Here is a 21,700-nt window from a genome sequence, read left to right as displayed (position 1 = left end):
TGTGTGACGAAACGGACGCACCCTCTTGCCACCGGCGGTAGCGTGGCTATCTGGAACGTTTTCGATCCCAGGAGGTAGCGCACCATGACTGATTTCTTCGATCGCGAGGGCGACGGAAAGTACGACAAGGCCTACAAGGAGACCACTCCGGATATCCTCAAGGCCTTCGGTGATTTCAACAATGCAGTCTTCGCCGAGGACGGACGCGAGATCCCGCTGAAGTACCGCGAACTCATCGCCTATGCCGTCGGACTGACGACCCAGTGCGCCTACTGCATCGATGCGCACTCGAACGCCGCGGTCAAAGCCGGCGCTTCGGAGACCGAGCTGGCAGAGACCGCCTGGACCGCCTCGGCGATTCGGGCCGGTGGAGCATTCGCCCACGGACGCCTCGGCTTCAAACTCACCGGAGTCCACGACCACAGCTGATCCGGGCGGTCTGATTGCCTAGACTGAAGAGCAATCATGACTGATGACTCCCGAACACCTCTGCGCAGAACACCCCGTTCGCAGCCGCACCGCATTCTCGTGCTGGCTCTGGACGGGGTGTCTGCCATCGACCTCGGCGTCCCAGTCCAGGTCTTCGGCCGCGGCTCCAATGCTGTCAGCGCCACCGACTCGGTCCACCCGAGCGGCATCCTTCCGGGCGGAACCTGGCCGTACTCGGTCGAGGTCTGCGGGGCCGCAGCCGGGGTGATCACCGGGGCCGACGGACTCTCCTACAGCGTCGATGTCGGCCTGGACGCCTTGGAGTCGGCAGAGACGATCATCATCCCCGGAGCCACCTCGGTCGTCGACGACGAACCATCGGCTGCCGTCGTCGGGGCTCTGCTATCGGCGTTCGAACGCGGCTCCCGAATCGCCGCGATCTCGACGGGCACCTTCGTCCTCGCGCGCACCGGTCTGCTCGCCGGCAGACGAGCCACGACCCACTGGTCGACTGCGAAGGAACTCGCCCGACGCTATCCCTCGATCGAGGTCGACGAGAATGTTCTGTTCATCGATGAAGGTGAGCTGCTGACCTCGGCAGGTGCAGCCTCGGCGATTGATCTCTGTCTCCACCTCATCCGCCGCGACCATGGCGTTGGCCTGTCCAACCAGGTCGCACGCAGGCTCGTCGCAGCTGCCTACCGCAGTGCAGGCCAGGCCCAGTATGTGCCGCGCAGCGTGCCGGACCCTCTTGGTGAGGTCTTCGCGGACACCCGCGAATGGGCGCTGCAGCACCTCGGTGAATCACTGACGCTGACAGATCTCGCGGCCAATGCAGGGGTCTCCGTGCGTACATTCTCACGGCGCTTCGTCGATGACACCGGCTACACCCCGATGCAGTGGGTGCTGCGGGCCCGCGTCGACCTGGCCAGGGAACTCCTCGAGAACAGTGATCTCGGCATCGAGCAGATCGCTGACCAGGTAGGACTCGGTACCGGTGCGAACCTGCGCATGCACTTCCAGCGCATCCTCTCGACGTCTCCCAACGAATACCGGCACACGTTCTCCGGCTGAGAAGTTCCCCGTTCCCACCTGCACTCTCACCCGCGATTCACCACGCACTTTCACGCGAATCCTCACCCCGTTTTCACCCTTGCGGAGGCGTTGCAGAAACACTGTGAAACCGTTGGCCAGAAACTTGCGACATCTGGCAATACATCTGGCTAGAACCTTGCGTAGAATGTCTCGCTGGCCACTGTTGCGGTTCGTCTGAACGCGAGACTATTGAGATGTACCCACAAGGAGAACCCCTCGCAAGGAGTGACATTGACTCGCATCGCCATCAACGGTTTCGGTCGTATCGGACGCAGCACCCTGCGCGCGCTGTTTGAACGCGGCAGTGACTTGGAGGTCGTCGCCATCAATGACCTCGGCCCCATCGAGGACCTGGCGAGGCTGCTCAAGTTCGACACTACGCTCGGTCGCTTCGGATTCCCTGTCGAGGTCGCCGACGACAAGCTCATCATCGACGGAAAGTCGATCGCAATCCTCGCCGAGAAGAACCCGGAAAATCTCCCTTGGAAAGAATTGGACGTCGACGTGGTCCTCGAATCCACGGGCCGCTTCACCAAGGCTGAGAAGGCACAGGCTCACATCACTGCCGGTGCGAAGAAGGTCCTCGTCAGTGCCCCTTCGAAGGGTGCAGACGTCACGCTGGCCTATGGCGTGAACACCGAGGCCTACAAGCCCGAACACACCATCATCTCCAACGCCTCATGCACCACGAATGCTCTGGCTCCGCTGGCGAAGGTCCTCGACGACCTGGCCGGCATCGAACAGGGCTTCATGACCACGGTCCACGCCTACACCGGCGACCAGATGGTCCAGGACGGACCGCACAAGGATCCCCGTCGTGCCCGAGCCGCAGCAGAGAACATCATCCCGACATCGACAGGGGCCGCCAAGGCCATCGGCCTGGTGCTTCCGCAGCTTGACGGCAAGCTCAGCGGCGATGCCTTGCGCGTGCCCGTGCCGGTCGGCTCCATCGTCGAGATCAACACCATCGTGTCCCGTGAGGTCACCCGCGACGAGGTGCTTGAGGCCTACCGCACGGCTGCCGACGGAGAGCTCAAGGGCATCCTCGAGTACGAGACCGAACCTATTGTTTCCAGCGACATCGTCGGCCAGGCCGCATCCTCGATCTTCGATTCCGCGCTGACTCGCGTCGAGGGCAAGATGGTCAAGGTCGTCGCCTGGTACGACAACGAATGGGGCTTCTCCAACCGTGTCGTCGACAACCTGGAGCTCATCGCCGAAGGCTGACCCTCCAAGCGACTCTCCAGGCTGACTCATCAGCTGAGTGTCCAGTGAGACGAGAAGCTGCCCCGACCGCGCACATCGCACGGTCGGGGCAGCTTCTCGTCTGCTTGGGTGGTCTCAGACGTCGTCTTCGGCGGCGGTTCCGCCTTCGTCTTCCCAGCGTTCGATGGCGCGAACCTTGGCGCGGTTGAACTTCAAGCGGACGCCGTAGCCGCTTTGTGATTCATCGTGGACGAACTTGGCTCCGAATTCTTCGAGGGCTTCGCGAATGCGGTGCTCCTGGAGTTCGGTGAGGTCATCGCGTCCCTTTTCGAAGTCTCTGAGTTCGGACTTCTTCACATCAGCTTTGGACGCAACGTCCTTCACGGACACGCGAACCAGGGCGCGGGCGGCACGAGCCAACGGCCCGTCGAAGATCTGTTCATTGCTCATGAGCAATACCTTGCCAGAAGATTCCGGAACCTGCCAGATTCCACCTCTTCTGCACTGACTTCAACGTTGGCTGCGCTGATCGTCACCGCTGTCATGCGCCCCGCTGTGAGTTCTTCCGATGCTGTGCGGCCAACCGGACCGGAGCGTCGGGAGCGCCGAATCCGAGGTAGTCACCTCGGCGTTCGATCATCTCGAAGAACACGGAACCGATCGTCGACGTGTAGAAGTGCAGGAACTCACCGTGTTCGTCCCGATCGTAGAGGACGTGGTTCTCCTGCAGCCGCTGCAGGAATTCCAGGTCGAGATCGAACCGGGAGTCGAGGTCCTCATAGTAGTTCTGGGGCACAGGGAGGAAGTCGAGTCCGCGGGAGAGCGCAGTCGCGGCGGCCTGGAAGATGTCCTCGCAGGCCACGGCCACGTGCTCCGGGTAGGCCTCGACGACCGAGCCGATTCCACGACCCGCGACGGCTTCGGCATTCGGCTGCGGTGAGACGTTGAGCGGCATCCGAACCGAACCGTCGGTGCTCGACATGACCTGCGACCTGACCAGTCCTGATGGGCTCGGCACGTCCTGTGAGGACTGGGCGTGAAGCGCCAGCAGCGAGGTGTAGAACAGGACAGCCTCGTCGTAGTGGTTCGACGGCTGGGCCAGGTTCACATGGTCGATGTGGGAGACCTGTTCGTCGTGATCGTGCCCGAACTCCTTGATCCACGCCGGCGTCGCCGCGTCGAACTGGTGGAAGAAGACCTCGGAGCCGTCGGGGGCGAAGACTCCGCGCAGCACCTCGTCGTCGTGCGCCTGATCGCGCGGCACTTCCTCAGCGTGCAGGAGCGCGGCGCGGTCCATGGCCGACTGAGAGTCGGTGACTTCGAATCCGATTCCGCGCAGGAACGTGCCGTTCACCGGCGCCGAGGTGGTGCCCGCTTCCTCGGTCACCTCGCTGACGATGATCCGGGCCTGCCCCCGCAGCCACAGCTGCACGTGGGGTTTGCTGCGGTGGTAGCCGATGAACTGGAACCCGAGCTGGTGCATCTGGCGAGTCAGGGTGCCGAGGTCGTCGGTGCTCAGCTCGACATAGTTGATGCCCCGCGGCTCCTCCACCTCTGGCAGGGGCTGCAGATCCAGTGCCGATCCCGGGCCGGCAGATCCAGCAGACTGCTGAGACTCAGCCGCCTTCCCGGGTGTATCGGCGATGCTGGCCTCGAGCCAGCGCAGGGAGCGCAGGCCGTCGACGGCGGTGCGGTTGGTGTCGCCCTGGCGGAACGAGTCGTTGAAGACCTCAAGCGACACTGGTCCGGCGTAGCCCGTGGCCGCGATCCTGGTCAGGAAGTCGCTGAGATCCCAGGCGCCCTCGCCGGGGAAGACCCGGTGGTGGCGGGACCAGCTGAGGACATCCATGGTCAGTGCGGGTGCATCGGCGAGCTGGAGGAAGAAGATCTTCTCGCCTGGGATCTCCGCGATGCGGCTCAGATCTGTGTTGCGCGAGAGGATGTGGAAGCTGTCGAGGCAGGTGCCGATCCGTGGGTGGTCGGCGGCCTTCACCAGATCCCAGGCATGGTCGTATTCGGAGACGAACCGACCCCACGCCAGGGCCTCATAGGCGACGTTGACCCCGTAGGAGTCAGCAAGATCGCCGAGGCGACGCAGCTGTTCGACGACCACGCCGTCATCGGAGATGGTGGCTGTCCCGACGTTCGAACACAGCAGAATGGTGTCGATCCCGAGTCGAGCCATGAGCTGGAATTTCGTCTCCGCACGCTTCAGGTTCTTCTGAAACTGTGCTTCCTCGACGCCCTCGAGATCCCGGAAGGGCTGATACAGATCGAGGCTGATGCCCAGCTCGCCAGCCAGCTTCGCGATGGCCTCAGGGGAGTCGGGGGAGACGACGAGGTCCTGTTCGAAGATCTCGACTCCGTCGAAGCCGGCCCGTGCTGCGGCCCGAAGCTTCTCCTCCAGGGTTCCTGACAGGCACACTGTTGCTATCGACGTTCGCATGGACGTCCTTCCTTACTTCTCGTCACGGGCAATTCTTCGTCACCGGCATGCTCCTCAGCGTGAGCGTGCCTCGTGCACTGTGTCGATCTCTTCGAGGCTGAGCGCCTTGGTCTCCTTCGCCGTCATGGCGGCTAGCGCCGTGAAGACACAGACACCGGCGGTGAACACGGCGACCGAGATCCAATTCTCTCCCGAGGCACCGGCAACGGCCGAAGCCAGCACCGGAGCGAGTCCGCCGGAGACGGCGAAGCCGATCTGCGTGCCCAGGGCCAGCCCGGTGACGCGCACCGTGGTGGGGAACATCTCCGCGTAGAACGAGGGCCAGATCGAGTTGGCCATCGAATAGGCGCAACCGGACATGATCGCACCGCAGATGAAGATGAGGGTCCAGTTTCCGCTCGAGACCGCTGCCAGGTAGGGGAACATCATCAGTCCGGCACCCAGGGCTCCGGTGATGAAGACGGGCTTGCGGCCGATGCGGTCGGAGAGGATCGCGGCGAGAGGGATGGCGAACAGAGCCACGCCGTTGGCGATGACCGACACCAGCAGCATGGTCGATCGTTCGAGGCCGACGATCGAGGTGGCGAACGACAGCGACCAGACGGTGAAGACCATGTTCACGGTGTTGACCATGGCGCACGAGGCAACACGTAGGACTGCGGCCTTGTGCCAGCGGAAGACGGCCAGCAGCGGAGGATTCTGATTGCGGGCCTCCTTGAACGCAGGTGGCTCGTCGAGGCCCCGGCGAATCAGCCAAGCGGTGAGCACCACAAGTGCCGAGAGCCAGAAGGGTACGCGCCAGCCCCAGCTGAATAGCGCCTCCTCTGGGAGGAATGCAGTGAAGGGGATGAAGACCGCGGTGGCCAGGAGGGTGCCGAACTGCGTGCCGTGCAGCGTCCAGCTCGTCGTCCAGGCGCGCTTAGTCTCCTGGGAGTGTTCGAGGGAGACGCTGATCGCGCTCGCCTGTTCACCGGCAGCGGAGAGTCCCTGGATCACGCGACACAGCACCAGAAGTGCCGGCGCGAGGTATCCGACCTGGTCGAAGGTGGGCAGGCAGCCGACGACGAAGGTCGAGAACCCCATGAGGAACAGGGTGAGCATGAGGACGAACTTCCGTCCGTAGCGATCGCCCAGGGGTCCCATGATCAGCGCGCCCAGCGGACGAACCACATATGCGACGCCGACTGTGCCCATCGCCAGAAGGATGGCCATGCCCGGAGCGGTTGTGTCCGGGAAGAACAGGAAATTGAGCACCAGTGCCGCGGCGGTTCCGTAGACCGCGAAGTCGTAGTACTCGAGAGCCGAACCCGTCCAGCTCGACAGCGCCGCCCGGAACGGGGTCTTGGCGGGACGAGCGTCTTCGGTCGCGTTGATCATGCTTCCTCGCATCTCTCTATTGCCATAATATGGAAGTCGTTGTTACAGTGTGGTTTACAGTGTGATCGAGATGACATAGTCTGTCAACGTTCAGTTCACGTAAACGAGCCACGTTCAGTTCACTCAGTCGAACCAAGCAGTCGAAGCAAGGAGGCGAAGAATGCCGGCAAAGGGATCCAACTCCGTGACCAAGGCCTTCGATATGCTCGAGCTCCTCGGCGATCACGCGGAGGGCATCAGTGCCGCCAGGGCCGCGGAGCTCACCGGCCATCCCTTCAGCACCGCCTATAGGCTGCTCGGCGGCCTCGTCGAATCCGGATACGCCGACTACGATCCCTCCACCAAGGCCTACACCCTGGGGCTGGAAGTCTTCCGTCTCGGGCAGAAGGTGGCTCATCGTCGTGGTTTCGCCGGATCCTCCAAGGACCTGCTCCAGGCGCTGACGGCGTCCACGGGGGAGTCAAGCATCCTTTCCGTCCGTCGTGGCAATGCTGCGCTCACGGTGATCACGGTCGACGGTCCGCAGTTTCGGACCACGACGGATCCCGGTGACGACTCTCCGCTGCACACTTCGGCGCTGGGGCAGGCGCTGCTCGCCCACGACCCGAACAGCGATGACACGATCGGCAAGCTCGAATTGGAGCCGCGGACCCCGAACTCCATCACCGATCCCGCACAGCTGCGAACCAAGCTCGAACAGATCCGCACCACCGGCTGGGCGGGACAGTCCGAGGAAAACGACATCGGCATGAACGCCCTGGCAGTCCCCGTCTTCGACCTCGACGGACGGCTGCTGGCCGCCCTCGCATTGGCCGCACCGGTGTTCCGCCGAACCCTTGACGAACTCATCGAATTCGTTCCCCAGCTGACCGAGACGGCGGCCGCGATCGCCGCCAGATTGCCCAGGTGACCATGCAGACCGTTATCGTCCTCAACGGACCCAACCTCAACCTCCTCGGCGTCCGCGAACCCGAAATCTACGGTTACACCACGCTGGCCGATATCGAGGACATGTGCACCGCAAGTGCCGCCGAGGTGGGCCTGCGCGTCCGTTGCATCCAGAGCAACCATGAGGGCGACCTCATCGATGCCGTGCACGAAGCCCGAGAGACCACCGTGGGTGCCATCATCAACGCCGGCGCCTACACGCACACGTCGCTGGCTCTCCACGATGCGCTCAAATCCTACGATCACCCGATCATCGAAGTGCACCTGAGCAACCCGCACGCCCGCGAATCGTTCCGCCACCACTCCTACCTCTCACCCGTAGCCGCTGCAGTCATCGCCGGCGCCGGAGCCCAGGGGTATGTGCACGCGATGGAGATCCTGGCCGACAAGCTCGACACCTGAAACACCGCACGCACCACGTGAACACGCACCACACGAAAGTGAGACTATGACCCGGTCACTGCTCCTGGGGCTCATCGGCGAAGGCATTTCCGCCTCCCGCACCCCGCGCATGCACGAGAACGAAGGCATCGCGCACGATCTGACCACGATCTACCGCACGATCGACATCGCCGAGGAGCGACTGACCTCTGTGCCGTTGGCTGAGCTGCTGACATCGGCCGTGCACCTCGGCTTCGACGGCCTCAACATCACCCACCCCTTCAAGCAGCAGGTCATCGAGCTACTCGACGAGGTCGACCCCGGCGCTCGCCGCATCGGCTCGGTCAACACGGTCGTCATCGACGAAGCCGGGCGCACGACGGGTCACAACACCGATGTCACCGGGTTTGCGCGAGGTTTCGAAGCCGGGCTCGAGGGTGCGGCACGGGACCGCGTGGTGCAGATCGGTGCCGGCGGAGCGGGCCGTGCCGTCGCCTTCGCCCTGTCTGAGTCGGGTGTCAAGGACCTCGTCATCGCCGACATCAGCGCCGAGCGGGCACAGGACCTGGCCGCCGAGATCGGGGACGACGTCCGCGCAATCTCGATGTCGGAGCTGGAACCGGCCATCACCTCGGCGGACGGAATCGTCAACGCCACCCCGGTCGGAATGGCGGCCTTTCCGGGGACGCCCTTCGACACGGACCTGCTGGATTCGCAGACCTGGGTCGCCGACGTCGTGTACTTCCCACTCGAAACGCAGCTGCTCAGGGAGGCCAAGGCCAAAGGGTGCCGGACCCTCGACGGTTCAGGGATGGCCGTCAATCAGGCAATCGACGCCTTCGAGCTCTTCAGCGGACGCAAGGCCGATCCGACTCGAATGCGCGAGACCTTCCTGTCCTTCGGAGCCTGAGCTCACCGACGTGTGAAGTGGGAGCTCACTGAGCGTTCTTCTGCTTCCGGTACTCCCGGATATAGGTGATGACGAAGATGCCGACGATGATCGCCAAGGTCAGCCACAGCGCGTACTTGTCGACGACCTTGAGGATATCGACGGCGGCTTCGCCCAGCTGATAGCCCAAGGTCGTCCAGATGAGAGTGAAGATCAGGCAGCCCAGGAGGTCGGCGATGAGGAACAGCGATAACCGCATCCGTGTCCAGCCGGCGACGAGGTAGACGAGAGTTCCCGGTACTCCCGGGCAGCGCGAGACGATGGTCATGAGGAAGAGCGCCCAGTTCGGGATCCGCTTGAGGGATTCGATGCGTTTGATCTGTCGCTCGTTTTGGGCGAAGAGCCGTAGAATTCCGTCGCCCCAGCGTCGGCCGGCCAACCAGAAGGCCCAGTCGAGTTTCGCCATTCCGATGAATCCGGCAACGATGACGAGCCACAGCGGAATCTCACCGACGCGGGCGTAGGCACCTGCGGCAACGACAGCGGTCTTGGCGCCGTTGATGAATTCCTGCAGGACCGGGGCGTTGACCAGCATCCAAGGACGCAGCGGCATGAGTCCCAGGTAGACGAGTGGGACGCCGATGATGAGGAAGAGCAGCACCTTGTCCAGACGCGCGGCCTTACCCTTCCACGGTTTGATCGCGGCCCAGGGGCTCTCGTCGGAGGAGTCAGTGCTCTCTTTGGGGGCCTCGGTCGGGCCGTCGTGATGAGAGTCACTGCTTTCGGATTCCTCGAACCGGGCCTCGTCATCGGGCAGACGGTTCTCACTCATCAGGGGCTCCTGCCTGGGGCTGTGCGGTCGGCGCTCACGGTATCACAGGGACTCCGACGATCCCTGGCAGTGCGCGGTTGACCTGGTCTAAGAAGACTCTCATCGCGGATCGCTCGACAAACCTTCCGGCCTTGGGCAGTGTTGAGAGCGTGGAAGGACGATCGAAGATTCTGGGCGGCGTGATCGCTGGTCTGGTTGTCGTGCTCGCTTTGGTTGCAGTCATCATCGTCAGGACCTCTGCTCAGCCGGAGCCACCAGATCTCACCCCGGTCGAAGTCACCCCAGAGACCTCGGCGCCCGCGAGCGCCGATGGATCCGAATCCGCAGGTGCGACCGAATCGGCCGACGCAACCGAGTCAGCAGACGGCTCTGCCGATCAGCCCACCGACTCGAGTCAGTCCTCGAATTCTTCCGACGACTCGTCCGGGCCCGAGGAACTCGAACATTCCTATGAGCCGGTGCCCAACCCGCCGCGCGAAGTGCCCGCTGCCTCCGCCAACTCCGACGGCGGCGGCTCCGGCGGCGATGACGACGACGATGATGACGGCGACGACGACGGCGACGACGGCGACGACGGCGACGACGGCGACGACGATGATGATGGCGATGATGACGACGACTGAGCGTCGCATCAGGATGACCGTTCAGAACCGACTGACGATCGCGGTCGCCATTCTCTCCGTACTCGCACTCACCGTCGTCGGACTCGTCCTCTATACCGTCGAAGCGAACAACGTCGAGGGGCGGAACTCTGCCTCCATGACTCAGGAGATCGCAGAGATGCGCTCCTTCGCCCAGAACGGTGTCGATCCCGAAACAGGGGAGCGCTTCACCTCCGTCGATCAGATCCTCACCCAGTTCCTCGCCCAGAATCGGCCGGACGAGGACGAAACCCTCTTCGCCTTCCTCACCGATGGTCGCGTCCTCTACCAAGGAGACCCGAACTCCGCGGTGAATCGTTCCCAGGAGTTCGAGGAGGCCGTGGCCGGAGTGTCCGCTGACGGCGGGGAGATCAAACTGACGATCGACGGCGATGAATACGAGGGCTACGTACTGCCGATCACTTCCGGGCCCGGTGGAAACGCGCCCGCTGGGAATGCATCCGCTGGCGACTCAGCTGGCGGAACCAACTCGGGTACTGCCAACGGCCCGGGGTCGTTCGTCGTCGTCCACAACGTCACCGCCAGCCACACCGATCTCACACACGTCATGCAGATCTACATCATCGTCGCACTGGCCGCCGCACTGCTCATCTCGGGAATCTCGTTGGTGCTGGCCAGGAAGCTTCTGGCCCCGGTCACCGAGTTGCGACAGACCGCACAGTCGATCTCCGGCGGCGATCTCAGCAGCCGAATCACCACACGAGGCCATGACGACATCGCCGAGCTCGGACGCACATTCAACGACATGCTCGACCGCCTCGAAGCCTCCTTCGAAACACAGCGGCGCTTCCTCGACGACGTCGGCCATGAGCTCCGCACACCCCTGACCATCCTCAGCGGCCATCTTGAGACCATGGACTCCAGCGACGTCGATGACGTCGATGAGACCCGGACGATGCTGCTCGACGAAACCGATCGGATGGCCCGACTCGTCGAGGAGCTGCTGATTCTGGCGCGATCTCGGCGCCCCGACTTCGTCCGACCGGAACAGGTCGACGTACCGTCCCTGCTCAACGAGTCCCTGGCCAAGGCCAAAGGGCTGGGGCAGCGTGATTGGCGGATCGAGACTCCACCGGCAATCGTCCTCACCGGTGATCGACAGCGGCTGACGCAGGCTCTGCTTCAGTTGGCCTCAAACGCCGTCGAACACACCGAGGAGGACCAGTCGATCACCTTCGGCGCCCGCGTAGTCGATGACAACGTCCACATCTGGGTCCGCGATGAAGGAAGCGGAGTCCCGGATGAGATCGCTGCCGACGTCTTCGAACGATTCAGTCGAGGGTCGACAGAAGGACACGGCTTCGGACTCGGACTGTCCATCATCAGGGCCATCGCCGAGGCGCACGGAGGCACCGTAGTCCTCGACCACGTCTCCAGGGCGCCCAGTTCCGAATGATCCTGCCGAAAGGACCGCAGTGAACAGAATTCTCGTTGTCGAAGATGAGGCGCGGATCTCCGCCTTCATCGCCAAAGGGCTCAAAGCCGCAGGCTTCGTCACGGAGATCGCCGCCGATGGGATCACCGGCCGTGATCTGGCGCTGACAGGAGACTTCGACCTGCTCGTCCTCGACATCGGCCTGCCGGGCCTCGACGGATTCAGCGTGCTCAGCCAGCTGCGCAAAGACAGACCCGATCTTCCGGTCCTCGTTCTCACCGCACGCGACAACGCCGATGACACGATCTTCGCGCTCGAGTCCGGTGCGGCGGACTACATGATCAAACCGTTCAGATTCGGCGAGCTGCTGGCCCGCATCAGACTGCGGCTCAAAGAGACCGCCACCGAAGCACCGCAGACGGAACTCGTCCGCGGCGACGTGCGCATCGACCTGCTCAAGCGCCAGGTCTGGGTGGCAGACAAGATCATCGACCTCTCCGCCCGGGAGCTGTCCTTGGCAGAGATCCTGCTGCAGAACCGCGGCAATGTGCTCTCACGAGAACAGCTGCTGTCCCACGTGTGGGGATTCGACTTCGATCCCGGCTCCAACGTCGTCGATGTCTACGTGGGGTATCTGCGCAAGAAGCTCGGCAGCGACTTCGTCACCACGGTGCGAGGATTCGGCTACCGCGTCGACTGAGTTCGATGTCGACCGAATTCGACCCTAAGAGTCTTCTCATCTGAATCTTAATTCCACCTTAATTGCGCGCGACAAGATGAGAACTATGAATTCCACTTTGAGAATCGCACTGTTCTCCCACGACTCGCTGGGCCTGGGGCACATCCGCCGCAACCGTGCACTGGCCTTCGCCATGGCCAAGTCACTTCCCGCACTGACCGGTCGACGAGTGAGCGGACTGCTGATCGCAGGCAATCCCGAAGCCACCCGCTTCGACCTGCCGGCAGGGTGGGACTGGGTGATTCTTCCAGGTGTGACTCCTGCAGCCGGTGGATACCAGCCGCGGGCGCTCGCCTCGTCGATGGAGGGACTCAGCTCGCTTCGGAAGGCCGCCATCAAGGCGATCCTCGACCAGCAGGACCCGGAGCTCTTCATCGTTGACCGGCACCCCTTCGGCATCGACGGCGAACTCAGAGAAGCACTTCGCCACGTTCGTGCCCGTGGATGCCGGACGGTCCTCGGCCTGCGCGAGGTCCTCGACTCACCCAAGGTGATCGAGCGGGAATGGAATCGCGTGGGCGGCCCCGGTGCTGTTGCGGACTCCTTCGACGCGGTCTGGATCTACGGCGATCCTGACGTCTACGACCCTCGCACGACCGGCGAGGTGCCGACGGAACTCGCCCGCATCGCCGAATGCACCGGGTACCTGGCCATGGAACGCCCCGATGACCGGGCCACAACCACGCCGGGAAGGTTCGTGCTCACCTGTCTGGGCGGCGGCTCCGACGGCGCCGAACTCGCCTCGATCGCCGTGCGCTCACAGCCACCGGCAGGGTACAACCACGTGGTCGTGACCGGCCCGCAGATGGACTTCGCAGACTTCGAAGCACTCAAACGCACCGCAGCGAAAGAGACGACGGTCATTCGACACAGCGATGACATTCCCGGCCTCATCGCCTCGGCCAGCGCCGTTGTCTGCATGGGCGGCTACAACACTCTGAGCGAGGTGATGGCGACTGCGACCCCAGCTCTCGTCGTCCCCCGCAACAGCCATCGCGCGGAACAGCCTCGGCGGGCAGAAGCGCTCGCTGCCGTCGGAGCCGTCGACACCTGCGCCTTCTCCGAGGTGAGCGTCGCCGCGCTCAACGACTGGTTCGGAGATCGGGTGGGCCACTCGATCGACCGTTCGAATGTCGACCTCGCCGGGCTCCAGACCATCGCACATCTCGCAGCCGAACTCATCGGCACAGACGCCGAGACAATCGGCACAGACTCAGCTGCAGCAAGCCGTGGCAGCATCACTTCGATCAAGGAGATTCGCTATGCAGGCTGATCACACTCCCACCAAGCCTTCCGTCCGCCGGGCCTACGTGCTGAAGATGTATCCCCGGTTCTCTGAGACCTTCATCGTCTCCGAAATCCTCGCCAGGGAAGCCGCCGGTGAAGAGCTCGTCATCTTCTCCCTCCGTCCCACGACCGACACCCGCTTCCACCCGGAGCTGGCCAGGGTCAAGGCGCCCGTCATCCACGTCGAACGGCCCTCGAGCGCCCGTAGCTACTGGCAGACCTGGCAGGACAGCCTGCAGGATCCGAAGATCGCCTCCGGTCTGCAGGCCCACCTCGGCGACCTTGCCGAACTCGGCCACGACGATGCCGTCCAGGCAGTGGCCGTGGCCCGCTTGGCACTCGAACACGAGGTCACCCACCTCCACGCCCACTTCGCCTCGGTGGCGACGACCGTGGCCAGAGCCGCCTCAGCCCTGACCGCTATTCCGTACTCGTTCACCACACATGCGAAGGACATCTTCCATGAGAGCGTCGAACTCGAGGATCTGAGCCGGAAGGTCGCAGGCGCCGACCACGTCATCGCCATCAGCGACTACAACCACAGCTATCTGCACCGCATCCTGGGACCCGAACTCAGCGAACGGATCGTCGTCGTGCGCAACGGTCTCGAACTTGAGCGTTTCCCCTACCGTCCCACCATCGCCGAGCAGCCAAGTGGCGCGGCGCAGGCGATTCCCTCGCTGCTGGCAGTCGGTCGCCTCGTCGAGAAGAAGGGCTTCGGGCATCTGCTCACTGCACTTGCGCGGCTGCGCGATCGCGGCCTGCCCTGCCACCTCGACCTCGTCGGCACAGGTCCGCTCGAGGACGAGCTGCGTGAGCTCATCGACACTCTGCATCTCACCGAGCTCGTCGACATGCACGGTGCTCTGACCCAGTCCGAGGTCCGCGAGATTTTCGTCAGCCACGACCTCCTCGTCGCCCCCTTCGTCATCGGCACCGACGGCAACGCCGATGGCCTGCCGACCGTGCTGCTCGAAGGCATGGCCACTGGAATTCCCTGTGTGGCCGGCAATGTCACGGCGGTGCCCGAGGTCATCATCGATGGTGAGACCGGCTGGCTCGTCGACGACGGGAGCGATCCCGAACAGATCACCACCGCCATCGCCGAGGTGGTCCGCCGTCTGCGAGAAGCCCCGGATTCCGTGCGAGAGATCACCGACGCCGCGAGAGATCTGGTGTGCCGGCTGCACGACTCGGCGGCCCAGGCCCGCGAACTGTCCGGACTGGTCGACCAGGCCGGCCGCGCCCTACCGAACGCCGGCCGCGCCGCACCAAACGCTGATCAGGCCGCGTCGAACACCGACCAAGCCGCACCGAATGCTGACCGCGAACTGGAGTACGTGTCATGAGAATCGCCTACATTCTGCTCGACCCGGGCATCGGAGTCTTCGGCACCAAGGGCGCGAGCGTCCACGTGCAGGAAGTCGTCCGCACCTTCAGGAGCCTCGGCCACGAGGTCAGCATCTTCTGCACCCGCACCGATGACGACATCCCAGCCGACCTCGCCGACGTCGACATCACCCGGCTCGAGGTGCCACGCGGACTGGACCGAAGCCAACGCGAGATCGCCCTCATGCGCCTGTCCGACATGCTCGCCGATATGGTCGTCGACACCGTTTCCGATCCGGATGCGGGAGCCGACCAGGGCTTTGACCTCGTCTATGAACGGTATTCGCTGTTCTCCACGGCCGGAGCCGAAATCAGCAGCCGCCTCGGCGCGCCATTGGTCCTTGAGGTCAACGCACCGCTGCTCGCTGAGCAGAAGCAGCATCGTGGGCTCGTCCACGACGAGCACGCGGCTCGGACCACGGCCCACAGCTTCGTCGGAGCCGAGCGGATCGTCTGCGTCAGTGATGCGGTCGCCGGCTGGGTGAACCGGGACTACCCGGGTCTGAGCGATGTCTCGGTCGTCCCCAACGGTGTGAACACGGACCGGATCACCCCCACCGCGACCGCCCGGGACGCATCAGGCAGCCGTGCGGTGCGGATCGGATTCGTGGGAACCCTCAAACCCTGGCACGGCACTGATCGACTGATCGAGGCCTGCGCGGGGCTGCAGGGAAACTTCCATCTCGACATCCTCGGGCATGGGCCGGAATCGGAGGCTCTGCAACAGCAGGCGAAGGCCCGTCGCCTCGGCGGTCGCGTGACCTTCCACGGTGCGCTGGCCCCCGAAGAGATCCCGGCGCACCTGCGCACCTTCGATATCGCCGTGGCCCCGTACCCGGCGGGGGAGAACTACTTCTCACCGCTGAAGATCTACGAGTACCTCGCCGCAGGGCTGCCCATCGTCGCTTCAGCCGTGGGATCGATTCCCGCAGTTCTCGAAGGCACAGATGCCGCGACACTGGTGCCCGCCGATGACACCGGTGCCCTGAGTGCTGCCCTGCAGAACCTCATCGACGACGCCGAAGTGCGTCATCGTATGGGTGCTGCCGCCCGATCCGAAGCCCTGGCCCATCATTCGTGGACCAGCCGGTGCCAGGAGATCCTGGAACCGTTCGTCATGGAGCCGGTATGAGTCAGACCCCGCAACCAGAGCAGAAGTCGCAGCAGGCTTCGCAGTCGAAGAAGTCCCGGACGAAGATCTCGCCCGGGGCACTGAAGCGAACCCTGCGAATCCTCACCCCGCACCTGGGCCAGCACAAGTGGCTCATCCTCGGCGGACTGGCCGCACTGTTCTGCGACGTCATCTTCCGCATCCTCGAACCCTGGCCGCTCAAGATCGCCATTGATGCGGTGACCTCTGCCCTGGGCGCAGAGATCGGGCCGACCATCGGCGTCGGATCCAACGTCGGGATGACCCTGGCCGCCGCCGCGATCGGTCTGGCGGTCATCGTGGCGGGCAGGGCCGTGGCGAACTATGCCTCGACCATCTGCTTCGCACTCGTCGGCGCCCGGGTTGCGACCCAGCTGCGCTCACGGGTCTTCGAACATGTGCAGGCCCTGTCGCTGAAGTACCACTCGCGGGCCTCGATCGGAGACACCTCTCAGCGCCTCGTCGGCGATATCGGACGCCTCCAGGAAGTGGCGGTGACGGCCGGTCTTCCGCTGGTGGGCAACGTCATCACCCTGGCCGTCCTCCTCGTCGTCATGGTCATCCTCGACCCGATCCTCAGCGCCATCGTGCTCATCACGGCCGCGATCTACGGGGTGCTCTCGAAGATCGCGACCCCGAAGATCACGACGGCTTCGCGTTCGACCCGTAAGGGCGAAGGCAGGCTCGTCGGCTCCGCTGCTGAGGCCCTCGGCGCCATCCGCGTCGTCCAGGCCTACGGTCTCGAAGGCACAGTGGCACGCGAATTCGCCAACGGCAACGAACGCGCACTCAAGGCGGGAGTGCGGGCACGTCGCCTCGCCGCCGGCCTCGAGCGCTCGACCGATGTGCTCGTCGGCATCTCCCAGGCTCTCGTGCTCATCTTCGGCAGCTATCAGGTGCTGCGTGGGGCCATGTCCCCGGGCGATCTGGTGCTGTTCCTCATGTACCTCAAGATCGCGATGAAGCCGCTGCGCGATATGGCCAAATACACCGGCCGGATCGCCCGCGCCACCGCATCGGGGGAGCGGATCGCGGACCTCCTCGACGAACCGATCGAGATTGCCGACGCCCCCGGTGCGCTCACCATGGGACCCGTTGCCGGTGATGTCGTCTTCGACCGCATCACCTCGACCGATGGTCATGGAAACCCGTTGTTCGATGATCTCAATCTGCTCATTCCCGCGGGTCAGAAGGTCGGAATCCTCGGCGCCTCAGGGGCCGGGAAATCCACACTGATGAGCTACCTGCTGAGGCTCTCGCAGCCGGAATCGGGATCGATCTTCATCGACGGCTACGACACCCACAACGTCACCAGAGCCTCCCTGCGGTCGAGCATGTCCGTGCTTCTGCAGGAATCGGTGCTGTTCGCCGCGACCGTGCGGGAGAACATCCGCTACGGTCGCTTGGATGCCACCGACGCCGAGGTGGAGGCCGCGGCCCGTGCCGCCTCAGCCGATGATTTCATCCAAGGACTGCCCGACGGTTACGACACCGTGTTGGGCAACCGCGGCGACACCCTCTCCGGTGGGCAGCGCCAGCGCCTGGCCATCGCCAGGGCATTGGTGCGCGACGCCCCCGTCGTCGTCTTCGACGAAGCGACCTCGGGCCTCGACCCGGCGACCCGGGGACAGGTCACAGACTCGGTCTCCATGCTGACCGAAGGGCGCACCAGCATCGTCATCACTCACGATCTGGCCATGATCCGCGGCCTCGACCGGGTGCTGTGGCTCGAAGACGGACAGATCGTCGAAGACGGATCGCCGAGCGAGCTGGCGGGCAATCCCGGCACACGCGTCGCCGAGTGGATGCGCACACAGGCCGAAGATTCCCAGATGGGAAATATTCCTCAGGAGGTAAGGGCGTGACCATGACGGACCTTCATGGAATCGATGATGAGGCAACGGCAGAACTCGATGAGGCAACGGCGGAGTTCGCGAACCTGCCGTACGTGACCGAGCTCAGATCAGCCGAGGCACTCTCGCAGCGCTTAGGCTTTCCCGTCGTGCCCAACCGCATCCGCGTCAAACCCGGTCGCAATGCCATCGTGTCCTGGTCGCGGGAAGCCGGGAGCCGCCTCGGCGGGCTTGAGGACTGGGGGTGGACTGCGGTTGTGACCAGCGCTGACAAGCTCGTCAATATTCGCAGGCGGGCTGCCCGGCACGATGAGACGATCACTGTGCACGAATGCAGCGAACCACGATCCGCCGGTGCCACCGGCAGTGTGCTGCTGAGTGGATCGGTGGCGGCGGATTCGAAGCTGGGGAAGGAGACTGCTCGCGCGATTGCGCGGTTGAACGGTGAGATCGATGTCATCGGCTACAACCCCGGACGGAGAGTTCTGCTCAAACATTCGCCAGAGCACGCGGGGGCTCCCGAGTTCATTCGCATCGGCACCCGCTCCCAGCAGCACCTGGTCGAGACCGCCAAACAGTGGACCGATTGGGGTCTGCCGACCCTCCCTGTCGAACCCATCGGCAGCAAAGGAACGGCTGTGGGCTCTCCCTGGTGGGGGACGGGTGACCTGGAGACGTCTCCCGACCTCGCTGTGGCCGAGGAAGTGGGAGTCATCATCGCAGAACTTCACCGCCACACCCCCGCCGAGGTGGTCTCCGGTTCCTCTCCATCGCCGTTTGATCAAGCCGAGGAAACCGCGACGCTGCTGGCGCAGCTGCTGCCCGAAGTGGGCAGGTCCGTCCAGGACATCGTCCGGGAGCTTCGACAGCGGATCGGGAACGAACCCCTCACCGGTGCTGCAGCCGATGGCGGCGCCCGTGCGATTCATGGGGACCTCAGCCCCGACCAGGTGCTTGTCGGTCATTCGGAATGCCGCATCATCGATCTCGACCGGGCCGGTGTCGGCCCTGTCGGGATGGACCTCGGCCGCTGGGTGGCCGCCTGTCGGCGACGCACCGACGAGGAAGGCACGTCACTCGAGGCCGGGTTCCTCGACGGCTACCGAGCAGCAGGCGGAGTCGATGTCGATGTGGAGGCATGGGCCGCCTGGGCCATGCTCGTCACGGCCGTCGAACCGTGGCGCACATGCCGACCGGATTGGCAGCAGGCCACAATGCAGACCATCAATGCAGCTCAGCAGGCTCTGTCCGCGAACGCGAGCCGGGTGTCGAAATGACGCCAGGACCTGCGGCACAAACGGTGTCTGACATCCCCGAATTCGTCACGATCGAAGGCCAGAAGTGGACTGTGTGCCGTGCCTGGCCCGCCAGCCGAGGTCGGATCGCGCTCGAAGCTCAGCACGGGTCTGCGATCAGGTCAGGGTTCCTCAGCAACGGTCGAGTGGACATGCTCGAGGAAGGCAGAGACTCGAAGCTGCCGGGACTCGAGCGACTGCTCGGCACCGCTGGGAACCGCGTGGTCTCGCATCGGCCGGGGAAGAGAGCCGTGATCCGCCTGGCCGATGGACGCTTCGCCAAATGCGTGCGCTCGTCCAAAGCGGATGGAATCGTCGCCGGACAGGACCGGGCCGAAGCGTTCCGGAACGGCTTCGCATTGCCGACCGTGCTCACCGCGGATGATTCGACCGTCGTCCTCAGTGCACTGCCGGGCGTCGAACTCCATGATCCACAGCGCTTGGGTGCTGATTGGTCGCGTGCCTGGGCGGAAGCTCTCGACGCTTGGGCGCTCGCCGCATCCACGACCGACACGACCACTGAGACGGACATGACTGCTGGAGCGGACACGAGTGCCGCGACGAACACGATTGCTGCGGCGATGCCGTCGATGCCGGTCCATTCGGCGAGCTCGGAAGTGCAGGTGCTCAACGAGTGGCGCGATCGTGCCCGCGTCCACCTCGGAGAGAAGCTCGCCGAGGTTGATGCTCTGATCACGCAGGTCAGCGCCGACCTCCTCAGCGACGGCGCGTCCTTGGCAGACGGGAACAATTCCTCGGCGGGGGAGCGGAACTGGGGTCCGATCCACCGCGACCTCCATGACAAGCAGGTCATGTGGGATCCGGTGGCCGGACCCGGACTGCTCGACGTCGACACGGCCTGCCTCGGCGAACGCGAACTCGACCTGGGCAACCTGCGCGCGCACGCGCAGTGGCGCAGTCACCAGGGGATCTGGACCCAGGACGACGCCGAGGTGGTGATCGGGGAGATCTCTCGGATCACCTCGGCGAGCGGACTGGATCCAGCCCGGGTCCGCACCTACGAGCGCTCAGCGCTCGTGCGGCTCGCCTGTGTCTATGCGTTCCGACCGCGCTGGAGCCCACACACCGGAGTTATGCTCGAAGCCGCGCACGAGTGACGCGACTGCAGGCGTTTCTCGCCCCGTGCTCGGCTCTCGTCGAGTTTCACTCCTGAGTGCTGCGGCGGGCATCTCCCCAGATGTCGACGCCGGAATCGACGGCGAACGTATCGATGGCGGCCAGTTCCTCGGCGCTGAATGGTTCCGAATTCAGCGCCGCGACATTGTGTTCGAGCTGGGCGACCCGGCTGGAACCGATGACAAGAGAGGACACACGATCATCGCGCAGCGCCCAGCTCAGCGCCATCTGTGCCAGTGACTGACCGCGAGCTTCGGCGAGATCATTCAGCCCGCGAATGCGCTCGAGGTTGTCCTCGGAGAGGAAGCCATCCTTGAACGAAGGAGTGGACTTTCCTGCCCGTGACTCTTCGGGAACTCCGCCGAGGTATTTGTCGGTGAGCAGACCCTGTGCGAGTGGGGAGAACGCGATGACCCCCAGCCCCTCGGAATCGGTCGTATCGAGGAGGCCATCGGATTCGATCCACCGGTTGAACATCGAATACGAGGGTTGGTGGATGAGCAGCGGAGTGCCCAGCTCCTTCGCCAGCGCCGAGGCGCGGGCTGTGCCGGCGGCCGAATATGAGGAGATGCCGGCGTAGAGGGCACGGCCCGAACGCACCGCGGTGTCGAGGGCGCCGATGGTCTCCTCGAGGGGAGTCGAGGCATCGGGGCGGTGAGAGTAGAAGATGTCGACATAGTCGAGGCCGAGCCGCTTCAGCGAGGCGTCGAGACTGGCCAACAGGTATTTGCGGCTGCCGCCCGGTCCGCCGTAAGGGCCGGGATGCATCGCCCACCCGGCCTTGGTCGAGATGATGAGCTCGTCGCGGTAGGGATGGAGATCTTCGCGCAGCAGTCGCCCGAAGTTGGTCTCGGCCGAGCCGGGAGGTGGACCGTAGTTGTTCGCGAGGTCGAAGTGGGTGATGCCTAAGTCGAAGGCCCGGCGCACGATGTCACGCTGATTCTGGAAGGCAACATCATCGCCGAAGTTGTGCCACAGCCCCAACGACAGAGCGGGGAGGACGAGTCCGGAGCGACCGACCGGGCGATAGCTCATCGATTCGTAGCGGTCATCGGCTGCTTGATACACGGTGCCTCCTGCGGCGGGAAAAGACTCGAGTGCTGACCCTCAGCTTAGTCGTACCCGCGGACACGGCTGATGCCCTCTCATCTGTCCTCAAATCGTGAAAGTCAGACCAGTGGTCTTGATTTCCAGGTGTGTCCTATGCCTC

The 21,700-nt window shown here is 64.1% G+C and carries 20 protein-coding genes; 15 read left to right on the top strand and 5 right to left on the bottom strand.

Going from position 1 to position 21,700, the window contains the following annotated elements; genetic code table 11:
- Positions 1 to 84: 84 nt before the first annotated feature.
- The 3 genes from PGC08_RS16935 (at position 85) to gap (ending at position 2,751) form a co-directional block, all read left to right on the top strand.
- Positions 85 to 429, top strand: a complete 345-nt coding sequence (locus tag PGC08_RS16935) for a carboxymuconolactone decarboxylase family protein (protein ID WP_009882529.1) — start codon at positions 85 to 87, stop codon at positions 427 to 429.
- Positions 430 to 465: 36 nt separating this feature from the next.
- Positions 466 to 1,503, top strand: a complete 1,038-nt coding sequence (locus tag PGC08_RS16930) for a GlxA family transcriptional regulator (RefSeq protein ID WP_009882528.1) — start codon at positions 466 to 468, stop codon at positions 1,501 to 1,503.
- Between the two features lie 252 nt (positions 1,504 to 1,755).
- Positions 1,756 to 2,751 (top strand): type I glyceraldehyde-3-phosphate dehydrogenase, encoded by a 996-nt coding sequence (gap, locus tag PGC08_RS16925; RefSeq protein ID WP_009882527.1) that lies wholly within the window; start codon positions 1,756 to 1,758, stop codon positions 2,749 to 2,751.
- 114 nt (positions 2,752 to 2,865) lie between these two features.
- On the opposite strand, the gene PGC08_RS16920 is transcribed toward gap, so the two are convergent.
- The 3 genes from PGC08_RS16920 to PGC08_RS16910 form a co-directional block, all read right to left on the bottom strand.
- Positions 2,866 to 3,180: an XRE family transcriptional regulator gene (locus PGC08_RS16920; protein ID WP_271708958.1), complete on the bottom strand. Its 315-nt coding sequence runs from the start codon at positions 3,178 to 3,180 to the stop codon at positions 2,866 to 2,868.
- 91 nt (positions 3,181 to 3,271) lie between these two features.
- Positions 3,272 to 5,176 (bottom strand): bifunctional sugar phosphate isomerase/epimerase/4-hydroxyphenylpyruvate dioxygenase family protein, encoded by a 1,905-nt coding sequence (locus PGC08_RS16915; protein ID WP_096157591.1) that lies wholly within the window; start codon positions 5,174 to 5,176, stop codon positions 3,272 to 3,274.
- A gap of 54 nt (positions 5,177 to 5,230) precedes the next feature.
- A complete protein-coding gene (locus PGC08_RS16910; protein ID WP_271708957.1) occupies positions 5,231 to 6,553 on the bottom strand; it encodes an MFS transporter in 1,323 nt (440 codons plus the stop codon).
- A 160-nt stretch (positions 6,554 to 6,713) separates the two neighbouring features.
- On the opposite strand from PGC08_RS16910, the gene PGC08_RS16905 reads away from it, so the two are divergent.
- Genes PGC08_RS16905 through PGC08_RS16895 form a run of 3 tightly spaced genes read left to right on the top strand, consistent with a single transcriptional unit; the run spans position 6,714 to position 8,792 of the window.
- Positions 6,714 to 7,463 (top strand): IclR family transcriptional regulator, encoded by a 750-nt coding sequence (locus PGC08_RS16905; protein WP_009882523.1) that lies wholly within the window; start codon positions 6,714 to 6,716, stop codon positions 7,461 to 7,463.
- 2 nt (positions 7,464 to 7,465) lie between these two features.
- Positions 7,466 to 7,903: a type II 3-dehydroquinate dehydratase gene (aroQ, locus tag PGC08_RS16900; protein ID WP_096146300.1), complete on the top strand. Its 438-nt coding sequence runs from the start codon at positions 7,466 to 7,468 to the stop codon at positions 7,901 to 7,903.
- A gap of 46 nt (positions 7,904 to 7,949) precedes the next feature.
- Positions 7,950 to 8,792 carry a shikimate dehydrogenase gene (locus PGC08_RS16895; RefSeq protein ID WP_009882521.1) on the top strand — a complete coding sequence of 281 codons (843 nt, stop codon included), beginning with the start codon at positions 7,950 to 7,952 and terminating at the stop codon, positions 8,790 to 8,792.
- A 25-nt stretch (positions 8,793 to 8,817) separates the two neighbouring features.
- On the opposite strand, the gene PGC08_RS16890 is transcribed toward PGC08_RS16895, so the two are convergent.
- The gene (locus PGC08_RS16890) at positions 8,818 to 9,603 is read right to left on the bottom strand and encodes a DedA family protein (protein WP_009882520.1); all 786 of its coding nucleotides are present in this window, start codon (positions 9,601 to 9,603) and stop codon (positions 8,818 to 8,820) included.
- A gap of 149 nt (positions 9,604 to 9,752) precedes the next feature.
- Here PGC08_RS16890 and PGC08_RS16885 point away from each other — a divergent pair, with 149 nt between their 5' ends.
- The 9 genes from PGC08_RS16885 (at position 9,753) to PGC08_RS16845 (ending at position 20,471) form a co-directional block, all read left to right on the top strand.
- Positions 9,753 to 10,226: a hypothetical protein gene (locus PGC08_RS16885; protein WP_271708956.1), complete on the top strand. Its 474-nt coding sequence runs from the start codon at positions 9,753 to 9,755 to the stop codon at positions 10,224 to 10,226.
- On the top strand, positions 10,141 to 11,661 hold the full coding sequence (locus PGC08_RS16880; protein WP_271708955.1) for a sensor histidine kinase: 1,521 nt from the start codon (positions 10,141 to 10,143) through the stop codon (positions 11,659 to 11,661). Before PGC08_RS16885 ends, PGC08_RS16880 begins: the two co-directional genes overlap by 86 nt.
- A 19-nt stretch (positions 11,662 to 11,680) precedes the next feature.
- Positions 11,681 to 12,340, top strand: coding sequence for a response regulator transcription factor (locus tag PGC08_RS16875; RefSeq protein WP_009882516.1), 660 nt, complete (start codon positions 11,681 to 11,683; stop codon positions 12,338 to 12,340).
- Positions 12,341 to 12,425: 85 nt separating this feature from the next.
- Positions 12,426 to 13,652, top strand: coding sequence for a glycosyltransferase family protein (locus PGC08_RS16870; protein ID WP_271708954.1), 1,227 nt, complete (start codon positions 12,426 to 12,428; stop codon positions 13,650 to 13,652).
- Positions 13,642 to 15,015, top strand: coding sequence for a glycosyltransferase (locus tag PGC08_RS16865; protein ID WP_096159793.1), 1,374 nt, complete (start codon positions 13,642 to 13,644; stop codon positions 15,013 to 15,015). The genes PGC08_RS16870 and PGC08_RS16865 overlap by 11 nt, the downstream gene beginning before the upstream one ends.
- On the top strand, positions 15,012 to 16,187 hold the full coding sequence (locus PGC08_RS16860; RefSeq protein ID WP_069600933.1) for a glycosyltransferase family 4 protein: 1,176 nt from the start codon (positions 15,012 to 15,014) through the stop codon (positions 16,185 to 16,187). Before PGC08_RS16865 ends, PGC08_RS16860 begins: the two co-directional genes overlap by 4 nt.
- The gene (locus PGC08_RS16855) at positions 16,184 to 18,070 is read left to right on the top strand and encodes an ABC transporter ATP-binding protein (RefSeq protein ID WP_096162036.1); all 1,887 of its coding nucleotides are present in this window, start codon (positions 16,184 to 16,186) and stop codon (positions 18,068 to 18,070) included. The genes PGC08_RS16860 and PGC08_RS16855 overlap by 4 nt, the downstream gene beginning before the upstream one ends.
- 2 nt (positions 18,071 to 18,072) lie before the next feature.
- Positions 18,073 to 19,335 (top strand): phosphotransferase, encoded by a 1,263-nt coding sequence (locus PGC08_RS16850; protein ID WP_069600932.1) that lies wholly within the window; start codon positions 18,073 to 18,075, stop codon positions 19,333 to 19,335.
- The gene (locus tag PGC08_RS16845; RefSeq protein WP_271708953.1) at positions 19,332 to 20,471 is read left to right on the top strand and encodes a phosphotransferase; all 1,140 of its coding nucleotides are present in this window, start codon (positions 19,332 to 19,334) and stop codon (positions 20,469 to 20,471) included. The genes PGC08_RS16850 and PGC08_RS16845 overlap by 4 nt, the downstream gene beginning before the upstream one ends.
- A 46-nt stretch (positions 20,472 to 20,517) precedes the next feature.
- On the opposite strand, the gene mgrA is transcribed toward PGC08_RS16845, so the two are convergent.
- On the bottom strand, positions 20,518 to 21,525 hold the full coding sequence (mgrA, locus tag PGC08_RS16840) for an L-glyceraldehyde 3-phosphate reductase (protein ID WP_442868173.1): 1,008 nt from the start codon (positions 21,523 to 21,525) through the stop codon (positions 20,518 to 20,520).
- Positions 21,526 to 21,700 lie beyond the last annotated feature (175 nt).

Origin of the sequence: Brevibacterium sp. BDJS002 (assembly GCF_028201555.1) — a bacterium.
GTDB lineage: Bacteria > Actinomycetota > Actinomycetes > Actinomycetales > Brevibacteriaceae > Brevibacterium > Brevibacterium aurantiacum.
This window is presented reverse-complemented; position numbering and strand designations above follow the sequence as displayed.

Coding starts and splice junctions, on each gene's coding strand:
- PGC08_RS16935 (WP_009882529.1), top strand. CDS start 85: ATGACTGATTTCTTCGATCGCGAGGGCGACGGAAAGTACGACAAGGCC.
- PGC08_RS16890 (WP_009882520.1), bottom strand. CDS start 9,603: ATGAGTGAGAACCGTCTGCCCGATGACGAGGCCCGGTTCGAGGAATCC.
- PGC08_RS16905 (WP_009882523.1), top strand. CDS start 6,714: ATGCCGGCAAAGGGATCCAACTCCGTGACCAAGGCCTTCGATATGCTC.
- PGC08_RS16910 (WP_271708957.1), bottom strand. CDS start 6,553: ATGATCAACGCGACCGAAGACGCTCGTCCCGCCAAGACCCCGTTCCGG.
- PGC08_RS16870 (WP_271708954.1), top strand. CDS start 12,426: ATGAATTCCACTTTGAGAATCGCACTGTTCTCCCACGACTCGCTGGGC.
- PGC08_RS16860 (WP_069600933.1), top strand. CDS start 15,012: ATGAGAATCGCCTACATTCTGCTCGACCCGGGCATCGGAGTCTTCGGC.
- PGC08_RS16855 (WP_096162036.1), top strand. CDS start 16,184: ATGAGTCAGACCCCGCAACCAGAGCAGAAGTCGCAGCAGGCTTCGCAG.
- mgrA (WP_442868173.1), bottom strand. CDS start 21,525: ATGAGCTATCGCCCGGTCGGTCGCTCCGGACTCGTCCTCCCCGCTCTG.
- PGC08_RS16865 (WP_096159793.1), top strand. CDS start 13,642: ATGCAGGCTGATCACACTCCCACCAAGCCTTCCGTCCGCCGGGCCTAC.
- aroQ (WP_096146300.1), top strand. CDS start 7,466: ATGCAGACCGTTATCGTCCTCAACGGACCCAACCTCAACCTCCTCGGC.
- PGC08_RS16845 (WP_271708953.1), top strand. CDS start 19,332: ATGACGCCAGGACCTGCGGCACAAACGGTGTCTGACATCCCCGAATTC.
- PGC08_RS16930 (WP_009882528.1), top strand. CDS start 466: ATGACTGATGACTCCCGAACACCTCTGCGCAGAACACCCCGTTCGCAG.
- PGC08_RS16915 (WP_096157591.1), bottom strand. CDS start 5,176: ATGCGAACGTCGATAGCAACAGTGTGCCTGTCAGGAACCCTGGAGGAG.
- PGC08_RS16895 (WP_009882521.1), top strand. CDS start 7,950: ATGACCCGGTCACTGCTCCTGGGGCTCATCGGCGAAGGCATTTCCGCC.
- PGC08_RS16880 (WP_271708955.1), top strand. CDS start 10,141: ATGATGACGGCGACGACGACGGCGACGACGGCGACGACGGCGACGACG.
- PGC08_RS16850 (WP_069600932.1), top strand. CDS start 18,073: ATGACGGACCTTCATGGAATCGATGATGAGGCAACGGCAGAACTCGAT.
- PGC08_RS16920 (WP_271708958.1), bottom strand. CDS start 3,180: ATGAGCAATGAACAGATCTTCGACGGGCCGTTGGCTCGTGCCGCCCGC.